Raw genomic sequence first — 20,534 nt, 5'->3', positions numbered from 1 at the left:
ATGCGCGAAGGAGACACGCACGATGAGTGATCCGATTTCGCTGGGTGTCGTCGGGATCGGCAAGATCGCGCGCGACCAGCACCTGCCGGCGATCGCCGCCGAACCGGGCTTCGCGTTGACCGCGTGCGCGAGCCGCCACGCGGAAGTCGCGGGCGTCCGCAACTATCCCGATCTGCGCGCGCTGCTGGCGGCCGAGCGCGAGCTCGACGCGGTGTCGCTGTGCGCACCGCCGCAGGTGCGCTACGCGCAGGCACGCGCGGCGCTCGAAGCCGGCAAGCACGTGATGCTCGAGAAGCCGCCGGGCGCGACGCTCGGCGAAGTGGCCGCGCTGGACGCGCTGGCGCGCGAACGCGGCCTCACGTTGTTCGCGACCTGGCATTCGCGCTGCGCGAGTGCGGTCGAGCCCGCGCGCGCATGGCTCGCGACGCGCACGATCCGCGCGGTGCAGGTGCGCTGGAAGGAGGACGTGCGGCGCTGGCATCCGGGGCAGCAGTGGATCTGGGAGCCGGGCGGCCTCGGCGTGTTCGATCCGGGCATCAACGCGCTGTCGATCGTCACGCGAATCCTGCCGCGCGAACTCGTGCTGCGCGAAGCGACGCTGTTCGTGCCGGGCGATGTGCAGACGCCGATCGCGGCCGAACTCGATTGCGCGGATACCGACGGCGTGCCGGTGCGCGCGGAATTCGACTGGCGGCACGGCCCCGTCGAGCAATGGGAGATCGCGGTCGATACGGCCGACGGCGTGCTCGCGATCAGCCGCGGCGGCGCGCAACTGTCGATTGCGGGCGAGCCGGTCGAGATCGGGCCCGAACGCGAGTATCCGGCGCTGTATGCGCACTTCCACGCGCTGATCGCGCGGGGCGAAAGCGACGTCGACGTGCGGCCGCTGCGGCTCGTCGCCGATGCGTTCCTGTTCGGTCGGCGCGTGCAGACCGACGCGTTCGGCCGCTGAACGTGCGCGCTTCGGCACGAAGCGCGCACGACGAATCTTTCCGGCACACCACGTCACGGCACAAGCCGACATAAAGGAGACACCGCATGAACCGCACGACTCACACGATTCGCCGCCATACGTTGCGCGCGCTGCTGGCCGCGCTCTGCATCGCGCCGCTCGGCATGCAGGGCGCCGCGCGCGCCGACGCGCCGCTGAAGATCGGCTTCCTCGTGAAGATGCCCGAGCAGGCATGGTTCATCAACGAGCAGAACGCGGCGTCCGCGCTTGGCCAGAAGGAGAATTTCTCGGTCGTGAAGATCGGCACGCCGGACGGCGAGAAGGTGCTGGCCGCGATCGACAACCTCGGTTCGCAGGGCGCGCAGGGCTTCGTGATCTGCGCGCCCGACGTGCGCCTCGGCCCGGCGATCGCCGCGCGCGCGAAGCGCTACAACATGAAGTTCGTGACGGTCGACGACCAGCTCGTCGATTCGACCGGCAAGCCGCTGACGAACGTGCCGCACCTCGGGATGTCGGCGACCAAGATCGGCAACCAGGTCGGCCAGGCGATCGCCGACGAGATGAAGCGGCGCGGCTGGAAGCCCGAGGAAGTCGGCGCGCTGCGGGTCACGAACTACGAGCTGCCGACCGCCAAGCTGCGCACCGACGGCGCGACGCAGGCGCTGCTCGCGAACGGCTTCCGCAAGGAGAACATCTTCGACGCGCCGCAGAAGACGACCGACGACGAAGGCGGTTTCAGCGCGGCCGCGCCCGTGCTCGCGCGCCATCCGAACGTGAAGAAATGGGTCGTCTACGCGCTGAACGAGGAGACCGTACTTGGCGCGGTGCGTGCGACCGAGCAACTGCACATCCCGTCGGCCGACGTGATCGGCGTCGGTATCAACGGCGCGGGCGAGGCGTTCGCCGAATTCCAGAAGAAGGAGCCGACCGGCTTCTACGGGACGATCGCGGTCAGCTCGACGAACCACGGCAAGGACAGCACGCAGAACCTCGTCGACTGGATCCGCAACGGCAAGACGCCGCCGGCCGACACGCAGACGAGCGGCAAGCTGATGACGCGCGCGAACTGGCAGGCCGTGCGTACCGAGCTCGGCATCTGAGCGCGCGAGGCGAGAAGGCGATGACGATGCAGACGATGACGGCCGTGTCCGGCAGCGACGCCGAGACGGCTACGCCGCCGGGCGGCCCGCTGCTCGCGCTCGACGGCATCTCGGTGACGTTCCCGGGCGTGCGTGCGCTCGATGGCGTGTCGCTGTCGGTGCGCGCGGGTGAAGTGCACGGACTGATGGGCGAAAACGGCGCGGGCAAATCGACGCTGCTGAAGGTGCTGTCCGGCGTGAACCAGCCGCAGGCCGGCACGTTGACGCTGAACGGCGCCGTGCAGCGCTTCGCGTCGACACGCGCGGCGCTCGAGGCCGGCATCGCGATCATCTACCAGGAGCTGCATCTGGTGCCCGAGCTGACGGTCGCGGAGAACCTGATGCTCGGGCAACTGCCGAGCCGGCTCGGCGTGGTCGACGAGCGCACGCTCGCCGCGCGCGCACTCGATGCGCTGGAGCGGCTCGGCGAGCACATCGATCCGGGCATTCCGGTGAAGTACCTGTCGATCGGTCAGCGCCAGATGATCGAGATCGGCAAGGCGTTGATGCGCGACGCGCGCGTGATCGCGTTCGACGAACCGACGAGTTCGCTGTCGGCGCGCGAAACGACGCAGCTGTTCCGGATCATCCGTGCGCTGCGCGCGGAAGGCCGCGCGATCATCTACGTCACGCACCGGATGGAAGAGGTCTATGAACTGTGCGACCGCGTGACCGTGTTCCGCGACGGCCGGCGCATCGACACGTTCGATTCCGCGACCGGTCTCGATCGCGACCGGCTGATCGGCTGCATGGTCGGCCGCTCGATTGCAGACGTATACGGCTACCGGCCGCGCACGGCCGGCGACGTGCTGATCGAGGCGAAGGGGCTGGCCGGGCCCGGGCTGGCCGAGCCCGTGTCGTTCACCGCGCGGCGTGGCGAGATCGTCGGCTTCTTCGGGCTCGTCGGCGCGGGCCGCTCCGAGCTGATGAAGCTGCTGTACGGCGCGGTGCGCCCGAGTGCGGGGCACGTCGAGCTGAACGGAAAGCGCGTCGCATTCGGAAGCCCGCGCGACGCGGTGCGCGCCGGCATCGCGCTGTGCCCGGAAGACCGCAAGCAGGAAGGCATCGTCGCGATTGCGTCGGTGGCCGACAACCTGAACATCAGCGCGCGCCGCCATTTCAGCCCGGCGCGCATGCTGCTCGACGGGCGACGCGAACGCGAACTCGCGCAACGCTACATCGAGCGGCTCGCGATCAAGACCCGCGACGGCGATACGCCGATCGGCGCGCTGTCCGGTGGCAACCAGCAGAAGGTCGTGCTCGCGCGCTGGCTGGCCGAGCGCATCGACGTGTTCCTGATGGACGAGCCGACGCGCGGCATCGACGTCGGCGCGCGCGCGGAAATCTACAACCTGTTCTACGAACTCGCGGAAGCGGGCCGCACGGTGATTCTCGTGTCGAGCGATCTGGCCGAGGTGATCGGCGTGTCGGATCGCATCGTCGTGATGAAGGAAGGACGGATCGCGGGCGAGGTCGCGAAGGCGCACGCGACGCCCGATGCGCTGATCAAGCTCGCGCTGCCGCGCTAGCGGCGTGCTGCAACAACCGGAACGCATACGACATGAGCCAGGCCATGCAACCCCAACGTACTACCCCGTCCCCCGATGCCGCCGCCGTGCCCGCACGCGCGCGCAGCGGCGTGTGGCAACTGATCAACCGCTCCGGCATCGTGATGGTGTTTGTCGTGCTGTTCGCGACGCTGTCGCTGACGGTGCCGGACTTCCTCACGCCGCGCAACATCCAGGGACTGCTGCTGTCGGTCACGCTGATCGGCTCGATCGCGGTGACGATGATGTTCGTGCTCGCGCTCGGCGAGGTCGACCTGTCGGTCGCGTCGATCGTCGCGTTCTCGGGTGTCGTCGCGTCGACGCTGATCACGGCGACGCACAGCGTGCTGTTCGGCACCGCGGCCGGCGTGCTCGCGGGCGGCGCGGTCGGGCTCGTGAACGGCGTGCTGATCGCGCGCTACCGGATCAATTCGCTGATCGTCACGCTCGCGATGATGGAAGTCGTGCGCGGGCTCGCGTTCATCACGTCGAACGGCGATGCGGTGATGATCTCCGAGGAGCGCTTCTTCGAACTCGGGTCGGGTTCGTTCCTCGGCATCTCCTATCCGATCTGGAGCAACATCGTCGGCTTCGTCGTGTTCGGCTTCCTGTTGCGCAAGACGGTGTTCGGCAAGAACGTGCTGGCCGTCGGCGGAAACGGCGAGGCCGCGCTGCTCGCGGGGCTGCCGGTGATGCGCATCAAGATCGCCGTGTTCGTGCTGCAGGGGCTCGTGACGGGCTTCGCGGGCGTGATGCTCGCGTCGCGGATGAGCCTTGGCGATCCGAAGACGTCGGTCGGCCTCGAACTCGGCGTGATCTCCGCATGCGTGCTCGGCGGCGTGTCGCTGACGGGCGGCGTCGCGACGATCTCCGGCGTGCTGGTCGGCGTGCTGATCATGGGGGCGGTGCAGGACGCGATGAGCCTGCTGAACGTGCCGACCTTTTACCAATATCTGATACGCGGCGGAATTCTGTTGCTCGCGGTGCTGTTCGACCAGTATCGTCGCAACCAGCGGCGCGCGATGAAGATCTGACCGGCAGCGCGGCCGCCCGCGAACGCGACAGATCAGATATCGGGAGACGGCATGCAACAGACTCATCCGGCCGCGTCGGCGACGCTGCTGGCCGACAGCCGCAACACGCTCGGCGAGGGCGCGACGTGGTGCGACAGGACACACGCGCTGTACTGGGTGGACATCGAAGGCGCGCAACTGTGGCGCTGCCGCGCGGACGGTTCCGGCCTGACACCGTGGGCGATGCCCGAGCGGCTCGCGTGCTTCGCGCTGACCGACGATCCCGATGTGCTGCTCGTCGGGCTCGCGACCCATCTCGCGTTCTTCGACCTGCGCAGCGGCGCGTTCACGCGGATCGTCGACGTCGAGCCTGATCTGCCGACGCGCCTGAACGACGGGCGCTGCGATCCGTCCGGCGCGTTCGTGTTCGGGATGAAGGACGAAGGCGCCGAGCCGCCGCGCGCGGTCGGCGGGTTCTACCGGCTCAACGCCGACCTGACGCTCGAACGGCTCGCGTTGCCGCCGGCGGCGATCGCGAACAGCATCGCGTTCTCGCCGGACGGGGCAAAGATGACTTTCTGCGACTCGCTCGTGCGCGAGATTTTCGTGTGCGATTACCGCGCGGGCGGCGACGTGGCCAACGTGCGGCCGTTCGCGCGGTTGACCGATGCGGACGGCGACCCGGACGGCGCCACGATGGACTGCGACGGCGGGCTGTGGAACGCGCAGTGGGGCGGCCGGCGCGTGGTGCGCTACGGGCCGGACGGCGTCGAGACGGATCGTGTGGCCGTGCCGACCGCACAGCCGAGCTGCGTGGCGCTCGACGGCGAAGGCCGGTTGTACGTGACGAGTGCGCGGGTCGGGTTGAGCGACGATGCGCTTGCGAGCGATGCCGGTGCCGGCGGCGTGTTCGTCGCCCGGACGCGCTACGCAGGGTTGCCGACCGCGCGGTTCGCCGGCACGCCGCGCGGCTGATCGCGGATTCACGCAAGGGATCCCGTTCATGGGATGCCGCCGACGCTGCGCACTGTGCGCTCAGGTCCGCAGTCCACTGCGGATGCGTGAGCGGCACCGACGCCGTCCGGCTGCCGGAACACCCCGTTCGTCCCTCGACCTGCTGGTAAGATGGCCCGCAATCCCATCCTGCCCGCGCCATGAGCTCCACCCCGACCAAGCCCGCGAACCCGAAGCACGCCGCGACGAACACTACCCGCGTGACGGGCGACAAGCCGAAGGCGCGCGTGCCGCAGCGCATGACCTACGTGATCGGCGGCCTCGACCGGCTGCTGCGTCGCCACATGACCGACGCGCTCGCGCCGCTCGGCATCACGCTCGCGCAATACACGGCGCTGTCGGTGCTCGAGGCGCGCGGCACGTCGTCGAACGCGCAACTGGCCGAGCGCTCGCTCATCACGCCGCAATCGGCGAACGAAGTGATGAGCGTGATGGCCGCGCGCGGCTTCGTCACGCGCGAAGCCGACCCGTCGCACGGCCGCATCATCCTGCTCACGCTGACCGACGCAGGCGCGGCGATGCTGCGCGAATGCGAAACCGTGCTGCGTCCGCTCGAGACGCGGATGCTCGGCGACCTCTCCGCCGACGATGCCGCGCACGTGCAGCGCGCCCTCGAACTGTTCGCGCGCAACCTGCGCGGCTGATCGCTTCCTGAAGTTTCCCGGCGCGGGCCGTCCGGCCCGCTTCCGCGGCCAGTGCCGGTCGCGACTTCTTTCCCCATTTCCGCCGCTTTCCGCTCCGGGTTTACACCGCCACTCGTGCCGCTTGCAATATCAGGTAGCCTGATATTAAATGAAGCCGTCCGCAGCAGGAATGCTGCGCACCGAATCGCACAGGAACGAACGACAGGAACAGACATGAGCAAGTACGACAACCGCTGGCAGACCGTGGACGTGAACGTGGAGGCCGGCATCGCATGGGTGACGCTGAACCGTCCGGACAAGCGCAATGCAATGAGCCCGACGTTGAACCGCGAGATGCTGGAAGTCCTCGACGCGGTCGAGTTCGACGATGAGGCGAAGGTACTGGTGCTGACCGGCGCGGGCGCCGCGTGGACGGCCGGCATGGACCTGAAGGAATATTTCCGCGAGATCGACGGCGGCTCCGACGCGCTGCAGGAAAAGGTGCGCCGCGACGCATCGGAATGGCAATGGCGCCGCCTGCGGATGTACAACAAGCCGACGATCGCGATGGTGAACGGGTGGTGCTTCGGCGGCGGGTTCTCGCCGCTCGTCGCGTGCGACCTCGCGATCGCCGCGGACGAAGCGGTGTTCGGGCTGTCGGAGATCAACTGGGGCATCCCGCCCGGCAACCTCGTCAGCAAGGCGATGGCGGACACGGTCGGGCATCGTCGCGCGCTGCACTACATCATGACCGGCGACACGTTCACCGGCGTGGACGCGGCGGAAATGGGCCTCGTGAACAGCAGCGTGCCGCTGGCCGGCCTGCGCGACGAGACGATCGCGCTCGCCGCGCGGCTGATGGACAAGAACCCGGTCGTGCTGCGCGCGGCGAAGCACGGCTTCAAGCGTTCGCGTGAACTCACGTGGGAGCAGTGCGAGGATTACCTGTATGCGAAGCTCGACCAGGCGCAGCTGCGCGATCCGGAGCGCGGCCGCGAGCAAGGGCTGAAGCAGTTCCTCGACGACAAGACGATCAAGCCGGGCCTGCAGGCGTACAAGCGCTGATACGAGCGCGGACGAACCGCCCACGCAACCGCAAGAGACAGGCAAGGCAGGAGACGACATGACCGACAGACGGATGCTGATCGCCGGCGAGTGGTGCACCGCATGCGACGGCGGGACCTTCGACCGATTCAACCCCGCGACCGGCGCGCTCGCGTCGCGCGCGCCGGCGGCCGGCGTGGCCGACGCCGACGCGGCGATCGACGCCGCGCACCGCGCGTTCCCCGCGTGGGCGGCGCTCGCGCCGACCGAGCGCCGACGCCGGCTGCTGAAGGCGGCCGACCTGATGGACGCGCGCATCGACGAGATCGTCGCGACGGGCGTCGCCGAAACGGGCGCGACGCCGGGCTGGCTCGGCTTCAACGTGACGCTCGCGGCGAACATGCTGCGCGAGGCCGCGTCGATGACGACGCAGATCGCCGGCGACGTGATCCCGTCCGACGTGCCCGGCAATCTCGCGCTCGCGATGCGCGTGCCGTGCGGCGTCGTGCTCGGCATCGCGCCGTGGAACGCACCGGTGATTCTCGGCACGCGTGCGCTCGCGATGCCGCTCGCATGCGGCAACACGGTCGTGCTGAAGGCATCCGAAGCGTGCCCCGGCGTGCACGCGCTGATCGGCGCGGTGCTGGACGAGGCGGGGCTCGGTGCGGGTGTCGTCAACGTGATTACGCACGCGGCAGCCGATGCCCCCGAACTCGTCGAGCGGATGATCGCGCATCCGCACGTGAAGCGGATCAACTTCACCGGGTCGACGCACGTCGGGCGCATCATCGCGCGCCACGCGGCGGCGCACCTGAAACCCGTGCTGCTCGAACTCGGCGGCAAGGCGCCGGTGCTCGTGCTCGACGACGCCGATCTCGATGCGGCCGTCGACGCGATCGCATTCGGCGCGTTCTTCAACCAGGGGCAAATCTGCATGTCGACCGAACGCGTGATCGCCGCGCGGGCGATCGCCGATGCGCTCGTCGAACGCCTCGCCGCGAAGGCGCGCACGCTCGTCGCGGGCGATCCGCTCGCAGGCCATCCGCTCGGCACGATGGTCGACGCGGCCGCCGCCGCGCGCGCGGCGTCGCTCGTCGAGGACGCTCGCGCGCATGGCGCGCAGTTGCCGCTCGGCTGCCGCGTCGAAGGTGCGACGATGCAGCCGGCGATCGTCGACGGCGTGACGCGCGACATGCGCCTGTATCGCGAGGAATCGTTCGCGCCGGTTGTCGCGATCCTGCGCGCGGACAGCGACGACGAAGCGGTCGCGCTCGCGAACGACAGCGAGTTCGGGCTGTCGGCGAGCGTGTTCAGCCGCGATGTCGCACGTGCGATGGCGGTCGCGCGCCGGATCGACTCGGGGATCTGCCACATCAACGGCCCGACCGTGCACGACGAAGCGCAGATGCCGTTCGGCGGCACGAAGGCGAGCGGCTACGGCCGCTTCGGCAGCCGCGCGTCGATTGCCGAATTCACCGAGCTGCGCTGGATCACCGTGCAGACCACGCCGCGTCACTACCCGATATGAGCGAGCCGACGATGAATGTTGCAACGCCCGCGAGCGGGCCGGTGAACGACACGGGCGGCGTGCGCTATCGCGCGGCGGCCGTTGCCGTCGGTGCGGCCGAGATTCGTCGCGCGGATAACGGCGCGTGGTACCTGCGCTCGCGCGAACCGCTCGGCGACTACCCGACGCGCCTGACCGACTGCCTCGTGCGCGGCGCACAGGCGCATCCCGACCGCGTGCTGGCCGCGCGGCGCGGCGCCGACGGTCGCTGGATCGAGATCACCTACGCGCAGATGCTCGAACGTGCCCGCGCGCTCGGCCAGGGCCTCGTCGATCTCGGCCTGTCGGCCGAGCGTCCGCTCGCGGTGCTGTCCGGCAACGATCTCGAGCATCTGCAGCTGATGTTCGCCGCGATGCTGGCCGGCGTGCCGTACTCGCCGATCTCGCCCGCGTATTCGCTGGTGTCGACCGACTACGGCAAGCTGCGTCACACGCTCGGCGTGCTGCGGCCGGGCGCGGTGTTCGTCGCCGAACGCGCGCCGTTCACGCGTGCGCTCGACGCGACGCTGTCGGCCGATGCGGCGCTGATCGTCGCGCACGATGCCGATGGCGATGCCGGAGCGCGCGCGGTGCCGCTGTCGCGCCTGCTCGCCACCGTCCCGCGCACGATCGATGAAATCCACGCGGCGGTCGGCCCGGATCATCTCGCGAAGATCCTGTTCACGTCCGGTTCGACGAAGCAGCCGAAGGCCGTTCCGACCACGCACCGGATGCTGTGCAGCAACCAGCAGATGCTGCGCCAGACGATGCCGGAGCTGACGCGCGAGCCGCCGGTGCTGGTCGACTGGCTGCCGTGGAATCACACGTTCGGCGGCAGTCACAACCTCGGCATCGCGCTGTACAACGGCGGCACGCTGTACATCGACGACGGCCGCCCGGTTCCCGGCCGCTTCGACGAAACCGTGCGCAACCTGCGCGAGATTGCGCCGACGATCTACTTCAACGTGCCGAAGGGCTGGGAGGAGCTGACCGCCGCGCTCGAAAGCGACGCCGTGCTGCGCGACACGTTTTTCTCGCGCGTGAAGCTGTATTTCTTCGGCGGCGCGGGGCTGTCGCAGGCCGCGTGGGACCGGCTCGACCGCGTGACCGACGCGCATTGCGGCGAGCGCATCCGGATCATGGCCGGCCTCGGGATGACGGAGGCGTCGCCGTCGTGCCTGTTCACGACAGGGCCGCTGATGCGCGCCGGCTACATCGGGCTGCCCGCGCCCGGTTGCGACGCGAAGCTCGTGCCGTGCGGCGGCAAGCTCGAACTGCGTTTCAAGGGGCCGAACGTGATGCGCGGCTATTGGCACGCGGACGTCGATCCGCGCGATGTGTTCGACGACGAAGGCTATTACCGCAGCGGCGACGCGGGCGTGTTTGCCGATCCCGAGCGGCCGGAACTCGGGCTGCTGTTCGACGGCCGGCTGACCGAGGACTTCAAGCTGAGCAGCGGCACGTTCGTGAGCGTCGGGCCGTTGCGTGCGAACGCGGTATCGAGTGGCGCGCCGTACGTGCAGGACGTGGTCGTCACCGGGATCAATCGCGACGACATCGGCTTGCTGGTGTTTCCGCGTGTCGACGCGTGTCGTGCGCTGGCGGGGCTTGCAGCCGATGCACCGGTCGCCGACGTGCTGCGCGCGCCGGCCGTGCGCGCGGCGTTCGCGGCGTGGCTTGCCGCGCTGAACCGGCATGCGAGCGGCGGCTCGACATTCGTCGCGCGCATCCGGTTGATGGACACGCTGCCGTCGCTCGATCTCGGCGAAGCGACCGACAAGGGTTCGCTGAACCAGGCGGCCGTGCAGAAGCATCGCGCGGCGACGATCGACGCGCTGTACGACCCGGCGCGGCACGATCCCGACGTGATTTACGCGTAAGCGGTTGGCAGGTACGAGCCGCTACAAGCAGGCGTAACGACCGGCTGGCCACGTGACCGGCAGGCATTCTTGCGGCCAGTGACTCAGGTTGCCTGATAAAGGCGGCCGTTTCGACGACACCTCGCGCACCGATCCGCCACTGGCCGGCGGCGGCGCGCGGCGGTTGTTGCACGGCCGACCGACTACAAGACATCGGATTTGGAGACAGCATGAACACTTACGTTGCCGAAAAACCCACGGTCGCGACCACGCTCGCGCTGTGTTTCGCGATCGCCCTCCTCGAAGGGCTCGACCTGCAGTCGGTCGGCGTCGCCGCACCGCGCATGGCGCGCGAATTCGGGCTCACCGTATCGCAGATGGGCATCGCGTTCAGCGCGGGCACCTTCGGGCTGCTGCCGGGCGCGATGCTCGGCGGCCGGCTCGCCGACCGGATCGGCCGCAAGCGCGTGCTGATCGCCTCGGCCGTGCTGTTCGGGCTGCTGTCGATCGCCACCGCGCAGGTGTCGACGTTCGCGATGCTCGTCGTCGTGCGCGTGCTGACCGGCATCGGGCTCGGCGGCGCGATGCCGAACCTGATCGCACTGTCGTCCGAAGCAGTCGAGCCGCGCTCGCGCAGCAGCGCGGTGGCGGCGATGTACTGCGGCATCCCGTTCGGCGGCGTGATCGCATCGCTGATCGGCGTGCTGCTCGCCGGCGACACCGAATGGCGGCACATCTTCTACGTCGGCGGCGCGGGGCCGCTGCTGCTCGTGCCGCTGCTGGTGGGGTTCCTGCCGGAGTCGCGTGCGTACCTCGACGTCGCCGGCACGCAGGCCGCGCGCGCGAGCGTCGCCCGCACGCTGTTCGGCGACGGCCGCACGACGTCGACGGTCGCGCTGTGGGTCAGCTACTTCTGCACGCTGATCGTCCTCTACTTCCTGCTGAACTGGCTGCCGTCGCTGATGGCCGCGCGCGGACTCGATCGCGAGCACGTCGGCCTCGTGCAGATCGCGTTCAACGTCGGCGCGGGGCTCGGCGCGCTCGGCATCGGCGCGGCGCTCGACCGGATGCGCGCGTCTCGCGTGGTCGGCGGCATGTATGTCGGCATCGTGCTGTCGCTTGCCGCGCTCGCAGCGGCGCCCGGCTTCGCGTCGCTCGCGGCGGCCGCGTTCGCGGCCGGGATGTTCGTGGTCGGCGGGCAGTCGGTGCTGTATGCGCTTGCGGCGATGTACTACCCGACCGCGATGCGCGGCACGGGCGTCGGCACGGCGGTGGCCGTCGGCCGCCTCGGTTCCGTCGTCGGGCCGCTTGCGGCCGCGACGCTGCTGGCCGCCGGCCGCAGCGCGCCGGTCGTGATCGGCGCGAGCATCCCCGTCACGCTCGTCGCGGCCGTTGCCGCGCTGCTGCTGATTCGCCGCCCGCAAGCCGGCGACTGACCTTTCCCGTTTCTTCAATGCGTGCCGTCAGAGCGCGCGATTACTCACGGTCTGGAGACACAACGAAATGAAGACGAAGACAAGGAACGGCCTGCTGGCCGCCGGCGCGTGCTGCGCGCTGGCCGCGCCGGCGGCGCACGCGCAATCGAGCGTGACGCTGTACGGGATCATCGATACGGGCGTCGAATTCGTGTCGCACGCAAACGCGGCCGGCGACCACGTGGTGCGCATGCCGGGCGTGACGGGCGAACTGCCGTCGCGCTGGGGGCTGCGCGGCACGGAGGATCTCGGCGGCGGCTATCAGGCGGTGTTCACGCTCGAAAGCGGCTTCAACGTGCGCGGCGGCGATCTCGGGCAGGGCGGCCGGCTGTTCGGGCGGCAGGCGTTCGTCGGGCTGAAGGGTGGCTTCGGCACGCTCGCGTTCGGCCGCCAGTACACGATGACCTATCTCGCGTTGCAGGGCGCGGACATCATCGGCCCCGACATCTACGGGCTCGGTTCGCTCGATGCCTATGTGCCGAACGGCCGCGCCGACAACGCGGTGACCTACGTCGGCACCTATCGCGGCGTGACGCTCGGCGCGGCCTATTCGTTCGGCCGGGACGGCGCGGGCACCGGCAACTCGCCGGGGCAAGGAACGTGCGCGGGGCAGGTGCCGGGCGACGCCACGCAGTGTCGCGACTGGTCGGTGATGCTCAAGTACGACAGCGCGTATTTCGGGGCGGCGGCGTCGTACGAGGAGCAACGCGGCGGCGCCGGCGCGGCCGCGAACTTCTTCGACGGCATCGCGCCGGTCGCCTTCACGAGCAGCGGCGGCAAGGATGCGCGCACGCACGTGAGCGCCTACGCGCAGGCGGCGGGCGCGCGGATCGGCGCGGGCTGGATCGGGCGGCGCGTGTCGACCGGCTCGCCGGCCGCGGCTGGTGCGCATTCGGACCTGTTCTTCGTCGGCGCGTCGTATGCGGTGAAGCCCGATTTCGTCGTCGATGGCGAAGGCTACCGGATCGTCAACAGCGCGCACGACACGCGCGCGACGATGGCGACATTGCGCGCGACTTATCTGCTGACGAAGCGCACGGCCGTCTATGCGCAATCGTCGTATCTGTGGAACAGCGCGCATGCGCGCTACGCGGTCAGCGGCGGTGGGGCCGGCACGACGCCCGGCGAAGGGATGGGGCAGCTCGGCGCGATGGTCGGCGTGCGGCACATGTTCTGATCCGGCAGCCTGAAGAACGGGAGATATCTTGAACAGGAAATCTGCATTCCTCTGTATCGCGCCGCTGTCCGCGGCGGCCATGCTCGCCGGGTGCGGCGGCGACGATTCGGTCAACGCCGCGCCCACGCATCTGGGCGCCGCGACGCCGGCCGCGATGGCGCAGACCTGCGACGCGCTCGCCGCGAAGCTCGCGTATGCGAACACGTCGTTCACATCGGTGACGACCGCAGCCGCCGGCGCGCTCACGGTAGCCGGCAAGCCGATCGCCGAGCACTGCGTGATCGAAGGGAAGATGAACGAGCGCGTGAGCACGGTGGACGGCAATACCTATGCGATCGGCTTCGAGATGCGTCTGCCGAAAGCATGGAACGGCCGCTTCTTCTACCAGGCGAACGGCGGGCTCGACGGCAACGTCGTGACCGCGACCGGCGAGATCGGCGGCGGCGGGCCGCTGAGCGATGCGCTGAACCTGGGTTTCGCCGTGATCAGTTCGGATTCCGGGCACAGTGCCGCACAGAATCCGCTGTTCGGCCTCGATCCGCAGGCTCGCATCGACTACGGTTATGGCGCGGTCGACGCGCTCACGCCGATGGCGAAGCAGGTGATCCGTCTTGCATACGGCAAAGCGCCCGACCGCAGCTATTTCGGCGGCTGCTCGAACGGCGGCCGTCACGCGATGGTCACGGCGGTGCGCAACCCGGCCGACTACGACGGCATCATCGTCGGCGATCCGGGTTTCCATCTGCCGAAGGCGGCGATCGGCGAGATGTACGGCGCGCAGCAGTTCGCGAAGATCGCGTCGGCGACGGGCACGAACGGGTTGCCGGATATCCGCAGCGGCTTCACCGATGCGGAGCGGCAGTTCGTCGGTGCGAAGATCCTCGACAAATGCGATGCGCTCGACGGTGCGGCCGACGGGATGGTGCAGGACGTCGCCGCATGCCAGGCGCATTTCAGCGTCGATACCGATATCCCGACCTGCGCGAACGGCGCGCGCACGGGCGCCTGCCTGACGCCCGCGCAGAAAACCGCGCTGGAGAACGTGTTCGCGGGTGCGCGAAACAGCGCGGGCACGGCGCTGTACGCGAGTTTTCCGTACGATCCGGGCGTGGCCGGCAGCGGCTGGGCTGCGTGGAAGCAGTCGAATTCGGTCACGCTCGATCCGGCCGCGATGGCGTTCACGTTCATGACGCCGCCGAAAACCGCCGCGACGCTCGCGAACCTGCCCGGTTTCGCGCTCGGCTTCGACATGGACAACGACGCGCCGGCCATCTTCGCGACGAACGGCGTGTACACGCAATCCGCGTGGTCGTTCATGACGCCGCCCGACGAGACGAACCTGTCCGCGCTGAAGTCGCGCGGCGCGAAGCTGATCGCGTATCACGGCACGGGCGACCCGGTGTTCTCGTTCAACGATACGCGCGACTGGTACGCGAACGTCGCGCAGGCGAACGGCGGCGACGCGTCGGATTTTGCGCGCTTCTATCCGGTGCCGGGGATGAACCATTGCTCGGGCGGGCCGGCGACCGACCAGTTCGACATGCTGACGCCGCTCGTCGCGTGGGTCGAGCAGGGGCAGGCGCCGGCCGCGATCGTCGCCGCCGCGCGCGACACGACGAACGCGGTGCCGAATGCCGATGTGCCCACGTCGTGGGGCACGGGCCGCACGCGGCCGCTGTGCCCGTATCCGCAGGTCGCGCGCTATAACGGCTCGGGCGACGCGAATGCGGCGGCGAGCTTCAGTTGTCGGTGAAGTAGCCGTCGATGGGAAGCGGCCGGCGCGAGCAGTGACGCGCCGGCCGAATCGTTCCTGCAAGCAGGCGCTCACTTACTCGCCGAGATCGACCGGCACGTCGAGCCCGACCTTCACGCGGCTCATGCTCACCAGCGTCTTGAACCGCTTCACGTTGTTGTTCGCGAAGAACAGCTCGCGCGTGAGCGCGTTGTACTGATCCATGTTGCGCACCGCGAGGATCAGCACGAAATCCCATTCCCCCGTCACGTAGTAGCACTGCTGGATCTGCGGGCAGCGCTCGAACGCGCGTTTCATTGCATCGAGCTGGCCGATCTGCTCGCTCTCGACCTCGACGTTCACGATGATCGTCAGCGGATGATCGACCTTGTCCGGCGCGATCACGGCCGTGTAGCGCTCGATCACGCCGTCTTCCGCGAGACGTTTCAGGCGCCGGTTCACGGCCGCGGTCGACAGGTTGACGCGCGCGCCGAGCTCGGCCTGCGGCGTTTGCGCGTCGCGCTGGAGTTCCATCAGCAGCTTGCGGTCGAACGCATCGAGTGGGGTCGTCATGATGGCGCGTGAAACCTCGAAAGAATGAGAAATTTTTGCGTTGAAGCCGTCGATTTGGCGATTTTATTGATCGGCCTGCGCAATATTATTTTTCCAACCGACGGCGAGCGCAATTGGCGCTTGCCCGATCCGACCTAACCGGCTGACCGCCCGCGCGGTCCTGCTCAGGAGCCTTCCGCCATGCTGATCGCCAACCCGCGCGCGTCGCGCACCGCTTACCCCCACGCGCTGCGCCGCGTGATGAACATCGCATCGGCCGACGAAAGCGGCGCATGGCTGTCGCACTGGCCGCTCGTCGGCAACGCGCGCACGCCGCTGCGTGCGCTGCCCGATCTCGCCGCGCGGCTCGGCGTCGCGAGCATCAGCGTGAAGGACGAGTCGTGCCGCTCGCCGCTCGGCAGCTTCAAGGCGCTTGGCGCGCCGATCGCGCTGGTGCGGCTCGTGAAGCGGCTGCGCCGTACGCAGGATCTCGATCCGCAAGGGCTCGTCACCGGCGCCTACGCGTCGGAGCTGGCCGACCTGACGGTGATCAGCGCGACGGACGGCAACCACGGCCGCGCGCTGGCCGCCGCCGCGCGCGCGATCGGCTGCGGGTGCGTGATCGTGCTGCACGCGAACGTCGACGCCGAGCGCGAACGCGCGATCTCGGCATACGGCGCCCGGATCGTGCGCATCGCGGGGAATTACGACGAATCGGTGGTCTGCGCGGCGCAACTCGCGCAGGCGAATGGCTGGTATGTGGTGTCGGATACGTCGTACGACGGCTACGAAGCGATTCCGCGCGACGTGATGCAGGGTTACGGCGTGATCGCCGCCGAAGCGGCCGCGCAGGCGGCGGAGGAAGACGGGCGGCCGTTCACGCACGTGTTCCTGCAGGGCGGTGTGGGCGGCCTCGCCGCGGGCGTCGCGAGTTACCTGTGGGAGCGCGACGGCGTGCAGCGGCCGCGCTTCGTCGTCGTCGAGCCGCGCCAGGCCGATTGCCTGTACCAGAGCGCGCTGGCCGGCCGCGCGACCAAGGCGACCGGCAGCGTCGATTCGGTGATGGCCGGGCTCGCGTGCGGCGAGGCGTCGCCGCTCGCATGGGATTTCCTCGAGATGTGCATCGACCACTTCATGCTGATCGACGACGAAGACGCGGTGCAGACGATGCGCGGCCTCGCGGCCGGCAGCGAACGCGACGTGCCGGTCGTCGCCGGCGAATCGGGTGCGGCCGGCGTGGCGGGCCTGGACGTGCTGATGCGTGATCCGGCGCTCGCGCGGCAGGTCGGGCTCGATGCGAACGCACGCGTGCTGGCGATCAATACGGAAGGCGCGACGGCGCCGTCCGTGTACCGGAACTGCGTCGGCGAGACGGCCGACGCGGTGCTCGCGCGGCAGCGCGACTGGCTGAACCGCGCGGCGGTGGCGGCCTGAACGACATGACGACCGACGAGGCGAACGCAATGGACGCAATCGAAGAAAGCACGTTGCAGGGGCAACTGAAGCGCTGGCGCCGCCATCTGCACCAGTATCCGGAAACGGGTTTCGAAGAAGTGAACACGTCGGATTACGTCGCGCGCATCCTGACGACGCTCGGGCTCGACGTGCATCGCGGGATCGGCGGCACGGGGCTGGTCGCGAACCTGACGGCCGGCACCGGCACGCGCGCGATCGGCATCCGCGCGGACATGGACGCGCTGAACATCGCCGAGCACGCGCCGGGCCGCGAACACGCGTCGCGCACGCCGGGCAAGATGCATGCGTGCGGGCACGACGGCCACATGTCGATGGTGCTCGGTGCCGCGCAGTTGCTGGCCGAGCGCAAGGATTTCGACGGCACCGTGCGCTTCATTTTCCAGCCGGCGGAAGAGCATGGCCGCGGCGCGAAGGCGATGATGGCCGACGGATTGTTCGAGCGCTTTCCGGTCGACGCGATTTTCGGCGCGCACAACATGCCCGGCATGCGTGCGGGCACGTTCTCGACGCGCGCGGGCGGCATCATGGCGAGCGAAGACAATTTCGTGATCCGGATCGACGGGCGCGGCACGCATGCGGCGCGGCCGCACATGGGCATCGATCCGATCGTGATCGGCTCGCAGATCGTGCTCGCGCTGCAGACGATCGTGTCGCGCAATCTCGACCCGGGCCAGCAGGCCGTGATCTCGTGCACGGAGTTCATCACCGACGGGCTGCGCAACGTGCTGCCGTCGACCGTGACGATCAAGGGCGATACGCGCAGCTATTCGCGCGACGTGCAGGGGTTGCTGGAAACGCGGATGCGCGAAATCAGCGAAGGGATCTGCCGCACGCACGGCGCGACCTGCACGTTCGAGTACACGCACGAGTTCGCGCCGACGGTGAATTCAGCGGAATGGGTCGACACGGCGGTGCAGGCCGCCGCGCAGATTGCGGGCGCCGACGCGGTGAACGCCGACGTGCAGCCGATGATGATCTCGGAGGATTTCGGCGCGTTCCTGCAGGCGGTGCCCGGCAATTTCGTGTTCATCGGCAACGGCGAAGCGGCTGGCCAAGGCGGCGTGCCGCTGCACAACGCGACGTACGATTTCAACGACGCGATTTTGCCGGTCGGCGCGCGGTATTTCGCGGAAGTGGCGCGGCGCGCGTTGCGGGCCGCGTAGCGGGTCGTCAGACAGCCTTGACGCTTCACGCGCCGGCCGACCGCTGCTCCGGCGCATCGGCCGTGCCGGTGCGGTCGAGGATGGCCAGCACCTCGCGTGCGGTGTTCTCCGAATGGCTGCGCAGCAGCTGCGGCAGCACCGCGTGGTCGGGGTCGGCGAGCGCGGCCATGATGTCGTCGTGTTCGTGCAGCGACTCGGCCCAGCGCAGCGTGTCGGTGTTCGCCGCACCGCGCGCACGGTGCACCTTCGACATCAGCGACGCATAGATGCCCGACAGCACGGGGTTGCCGGCCGCGTCGACGATCATCTGATGAATCTGCTGGTTCAGCCGGAAATACTCGACCCGCTTGCCCGCTTCGTGACACTCGACCATCTTCCGGTGCTTCGCCTGCAGCGCGGCGAGCGTCGGTGCACCGATGCGCTTGCGCAGCAACTCGCCCGCCATCGCCTCCAGCCCGTGCAGCAGCTCGAACGTCGCGACCAGGTCGTCGAGGTCGATCGACGCGACGCGATAGCCGATGTACTGGCGATGCGTGACGGCGCCTTCCGCGACGAGCACCTTCAACGCTTCGCGCAGCGGCGTTTTCGACACGTCGAACGCGAGGCTGAGTTCCTTTTCGTCGATCCGCGCGCCGGGCGGCAATTCGCCCTCGTCGATCATCACGCGCAGGCGCGCGGCGATCTCGGCGGCCATGCCGCGCGTGCGCAGAAGCAGGGGATTGCGGGGTGTCTGGCTCATGATGGTGCGAGCTTATCACGATATCGGGGCTTACCCTGCACCAACATTGTGATATAAGAATCTCAATCAAACCAAGTGTTTACGATAACTGTAATTATAAATTTCTAATTCTATACTCGGCTCCACGTTGCGCGACGTCCTGACCATCCTCGTTCACTCCTGGAGTCCGTCCATGTCTTCAACCTCCGGTGTCGCCGCCCTGACGGTCGGCAAATCCGCTGTTCGCTGGAAGATATTCGTCGTCATGCTGAGCCTCATCGCGATCAACTACGTCGATCGCGCGTCGTTGTCCGTCGCCATGCCTTACATCTCGCAGGAGTTCAATATCGGGCCCGCGATGGAGGGCCTGATCCTCAGTTCGTTCTTCTGGACCTATGCGGTGATGCAGATCCCGGGCGGGATGCTGGCCGACCGGTTCAAGCCGCGCATCGTGATCGCGACGGCGACCGTGTTCTGGGGCTTCTTCCAGGCGATCGCCGCGCTGTGCACGAACGCGCCGTCGCTGCTGCTCACGCGCCTCGGCCTCGGCGCGGCCGAAGCGCCGATCTACCCGGCCGGCGGCAAGCTCAACGCGATCTGGATGACGCAGACCGAGCGCGGCCGCGGCGCCACGCTGCTCGATGGCGGCGCGCCGCTCGGCGCGGCACTGGGCGCGGTGCTGATCGCCGGGCTCATCGCGGTGCTCGGCTCGTGGCGGCTCGCATTCGCGGTGGCCGGCGTCGGCACCGTGCTGGCCGGGCTGCTCGCGTGGCACTACATCCGCAACTCGCCGCGCGAGCATCGGGGCGTCAACGACCTCGAAGCCGACTACATCGAGGCGTCGCATGCGAGCGATCTCGCGGCCGAGCCGGCCGGCGCGTCGGGCCGTTCGCGCGACTTCTTCAAGTACCGCTCGGTGTGGTGCATGTTCTTCGGCTGGATGTGCTTCAACAGCGTGTTCTACGGGCTGCTCACGTGGATGCCGAACTACCTGCACAAGGTGCACGGCTTCGACATCAAGCAGATGGGCGGCTCGACCTTCATCATCTTTTTCAGCGGCTTCGTCGGCGAACTGCTCGGCGGCTGGATCGCCGACAAATGGAAGGCCGCGGGCGGCCGCCCGAACGTCGTGATGCGCACGCTGTTCGGCATCGCCGCGGTGATCGCCACGGTGTCGATCTTCTCGGTCGCGTATGTGAAGGACCCGGTCGTGTGCGTCGCGCTGCTGTCGTCGACGCTGTTCTTCCTGCGCTGGTGCGGGCTGTACTGGTGCATCCCGTCGTCGCTCGGCACGCGCAACAAGATCGGCTTCCTCGGCGGCCTGATGAACCTCGGCGGCAACATCGGCGGCGTCACCGTGCCGATCGCCGTCGGCGCGATCGTGCAGTTCACCGGTTCCTATTTCCTTGCGCTGATGGTGTTCGCGGCGGCCGGCGTCGGCCTGCTCGTGTGCTCCAGCGCGATCGACTACGAAAACAAGCTCCCCGTCTGACCGACCCCTTTC

The 20,534-nt window shown here is 68.7% G+C and carries 17 protein-coding genes; 15 read left to right on the top strand and 2 right to left on the bottom strand.

What is annotated here, in order from left to right:
• Nucleotides 1-22 precede the first annotated feature (22 nt).
• The 12 genes from OHZ10_RS18415 to OHZ10_RS18360 all read left to right on the top strand — a co-directional run bounded on the left by OHZ10_RS18415 (nt 23) and on the right by OHZ10_RS18360 (nt 15,142).
• Nucleotides 23-952, top strand: coding sequence for a Gfo/Idh/MocA family oxidoreductase (locus OHZ10_RS18415; protein ID WP_342705503.1), 930 nt, complete (start codon nt 23-25; stop codon nt 950-952).
• Between the two features lie 86 nt (nt 953-1,038).
• Nucleotides 1,039-2,052, top strand: a complete 1,014-nt coding sequence (locus OHZ10_RS18410; RefSeq protein WP_340625563.1) for an arabinose ABC transporter substrate-binding protein — start codon at nt 1,039-1,041, stop codon at nt 2,050-2,052.
• Nucleotides 2,053-2,072: 20 nt separating this feature from the next.
• Entirely contained in the window at nt 2,073-3,620 is a 1,548-nt protein-coding gene (gene araG / locus OHZ10_RS18405) for an L-arabinose ABC transporter ATP-binding protein AraG (RefSeq protein ID WP_342705502.1), read from the top strand.
• A 32-nt stretch (nt 3,621-3,652) separates the two neighbouring features.
• On the top strand, nt 3,653-4,672 hold the full coding sequence (araH, locus tag OHZ10_RS18400) for an L-arabinose ABC transporter permease AraH (protein WP_059238391.1): 1,020 nt from the start codon (nt 3,653-3,655) through the stop codon (nt 4,670-4,672).
• A gap of 51 nt (nt 4,673-4,723) precedes the next feature.
• Nucleotides 4,724-5,626: an SMP-30/gluconolactonase/LRE family protein gene (locus OHZ10_RS18395; RefSeq protein ID WP_256087038.1), complete on the top strand. Its 903-nt coding sequence runs from the start codon at nt 4,724-4,726 to the stop codon at nt 5,624-5,626.
• Nucleotides 5,627-5,805: 179 nt separating this feature from the next.
• Nucleotides 5,806-6,309 carry a MarR family winged helix-turn-helix transcriptional regulator gene (locus OHZ10_RS18390; RefSeq protein WP_059238396.1) on the top strand — a complete coding sequence of 168 codons (504 nt, stop codon included), beginning with the start codon at nt 5,806-5,808 and terminating at the stop codon, nt 6,307-6,309.
• Between the two features lie 213 nt (nt 6,310-6,522).
• Nucleotides 6,523-7,353 (top strand): p-hydroxycinnamoyl CoA hydratase/lyase, encoded by an 831-nt coding sequence (locus OHZ10_RS18385; protein ID WP_342705501.1) that lies wholly within the window; start codon nt 6,523-6,525, stop codon nt 7,351-7,353.
• A 58-nt stretch (nt 7,354-7,411) separates the two neighbouring features.
• Nucleotides 7,412-8,860, top strand: coding sequence for an aldehyde dehydrogenase (locus OHZ10_RS18380; protein WP_342705500.1), 1,449 nt, complete (start codon nt 7,412-7,414; stop codon nt 8,858-8,860).
• Nucleotides 8,857-10,758 carry a feruloyl-CoA synthase gene (locus OHZ10_RS18375; RefSeq protein WP_425394789.1) on the top strand — a complete coding sequence of 634 codons (1,902 nt, stop codon included), beginning with the start codon at nt 8,857-8,859 and terminating at the stop codon, nt 10,756-10,758. Before OHZ10_RS18380 ends, OHZ10_RS18375 begins: the two co-directional genes overlap by 4 nt.
• A 209-nt stretch (nt 10,759-10,967) precedes the next feature.
• Nucleotides 10,968-12,173 carry a 3-(3-hydroxy-phenyl)propionate transporter MhpT gene (gene mhpT, locus OHZ10_RS18370; protein WP_174991690.1) on the top strand — a complete coding sequence of 402 codons (1,206 nt, stop codon included), beginning with the start codon at nt 10,968-10,970 and terminating at the stop codon, nt 12,171-12,173.
• A 67-nt stretch (nt 12,174-12,240) separates the two neighbouring features.
• A complete protein-coding gene (locus tag OHZ10_RS18365; RefSeq protein WP_342705498.1) occupies nt 12,241-13,389 on the top strand; it encodes a porin in 1,149 nt (382 codons plus the stop codon).
• A 28-nt stretch (nt 13,390-13,417) separates the two neighbouring features.
• Entirely contained in the window at nt 13,418-15,142 is a 1,725-nt protein-coding gene (locus OHZ10_RS18360) for a tannase/feruloyl esterase family alpha/beta hydrolase (protein ID WP_059238409.1), read from the top strand.
• Between the two features lie 75 nt (nt 15,143-15,217).
• Here the strand turns inward: OHZ10_RS18360 and OHZ10_RS18355 are convergent, their stop codons facing one another.
• Nucleotides 15,218-15,694: an Lrp/AsnC family transcriptional regulator gene (locus tag OHZ10_RS18355; RefSeq protein ID WP_059238411.1), complete on the bottom strand. Its 477-nt coding sequence runs from the start codon at nt 15,692-15,694 to the stop codon at nt 15,218-15,220.
• Nucleotides 15,695-15,874: 180 nt separating this feature from the next.
• Between OHZ10_RS18355 and OHZ10_RS18350 the strand changes: the two genes are divergently transcribed.
• Nucleotides 15,875-17,107 carry a diaminopropionate ammonia-lyase gene (locus OHZ10_RS18350; protein WP_059238412.1) on the top strand — a complete coding sequence of 411 codons (1,233 nt, stop codon included), beginning with the start codon at nt 15,875-15,877 and terminating at the stop codon, nt 17,105-17,107.
• Between the two features lie 29 nt (nt 17,108-17,136).
• Entirely contained in the window at nt 17,137-18,312 is a 1,176-nt protein-coding gene (locus tag OHZ10_RS18345) for a M20 aminoacylase family protein (RefSeq protein WP_342705497.1), read from the top strand.
• A 25-nt stretch (nt 18,313-18,337) separates the two neighbouring features.
• Here OHZ10_RS18345 and OHZ10_RS18340 read toward each other — a convergent pair whose 3' ends face one another.
• Complete coding sequence (locus OHZ10_RS18340) at nt 18,338-19,051, bottom strand: GntR family transcriptional regulator (protein ID WP_059238416.1); 714 nt, start codon at nt 19,049-19,051, stop codon at nt 18,338-18,340.
• A 172-nt stretch (nt 19,052-19,223) separates the two neighbouring features.
• Between OHZ10_RS18340 and OHZ10_RS18335 the strand changes: the two genes are divergently transcribed.
• Nucleotides 19,224-20,522, top strand: a complete 1,299-nt coding sequence (locus OHZ10_RS18335; RefSeq protein WP_059238417.1) for an MFS transporter — start codon at nt 19,224-19,226, stop codon at nt 20,520-20,522.
• Nucleotides 20,523-20,534 lie beyond the last annotated feature (12 nt).

This window comes from Burkholderia arboris (assembly GCF_038723655.1).
GTDB lineage: Bacteria > Pseudomonadota > Gammaproteobacteria > Burkholderiales > Burkholderiaceae > Burkholderia > Burkholderia arboris.
The sequence above is the reverse complement of the archived record's forward strand: the minus strand, read 5'-3'. Positions and strand labels throughout refer to the sequence as shown.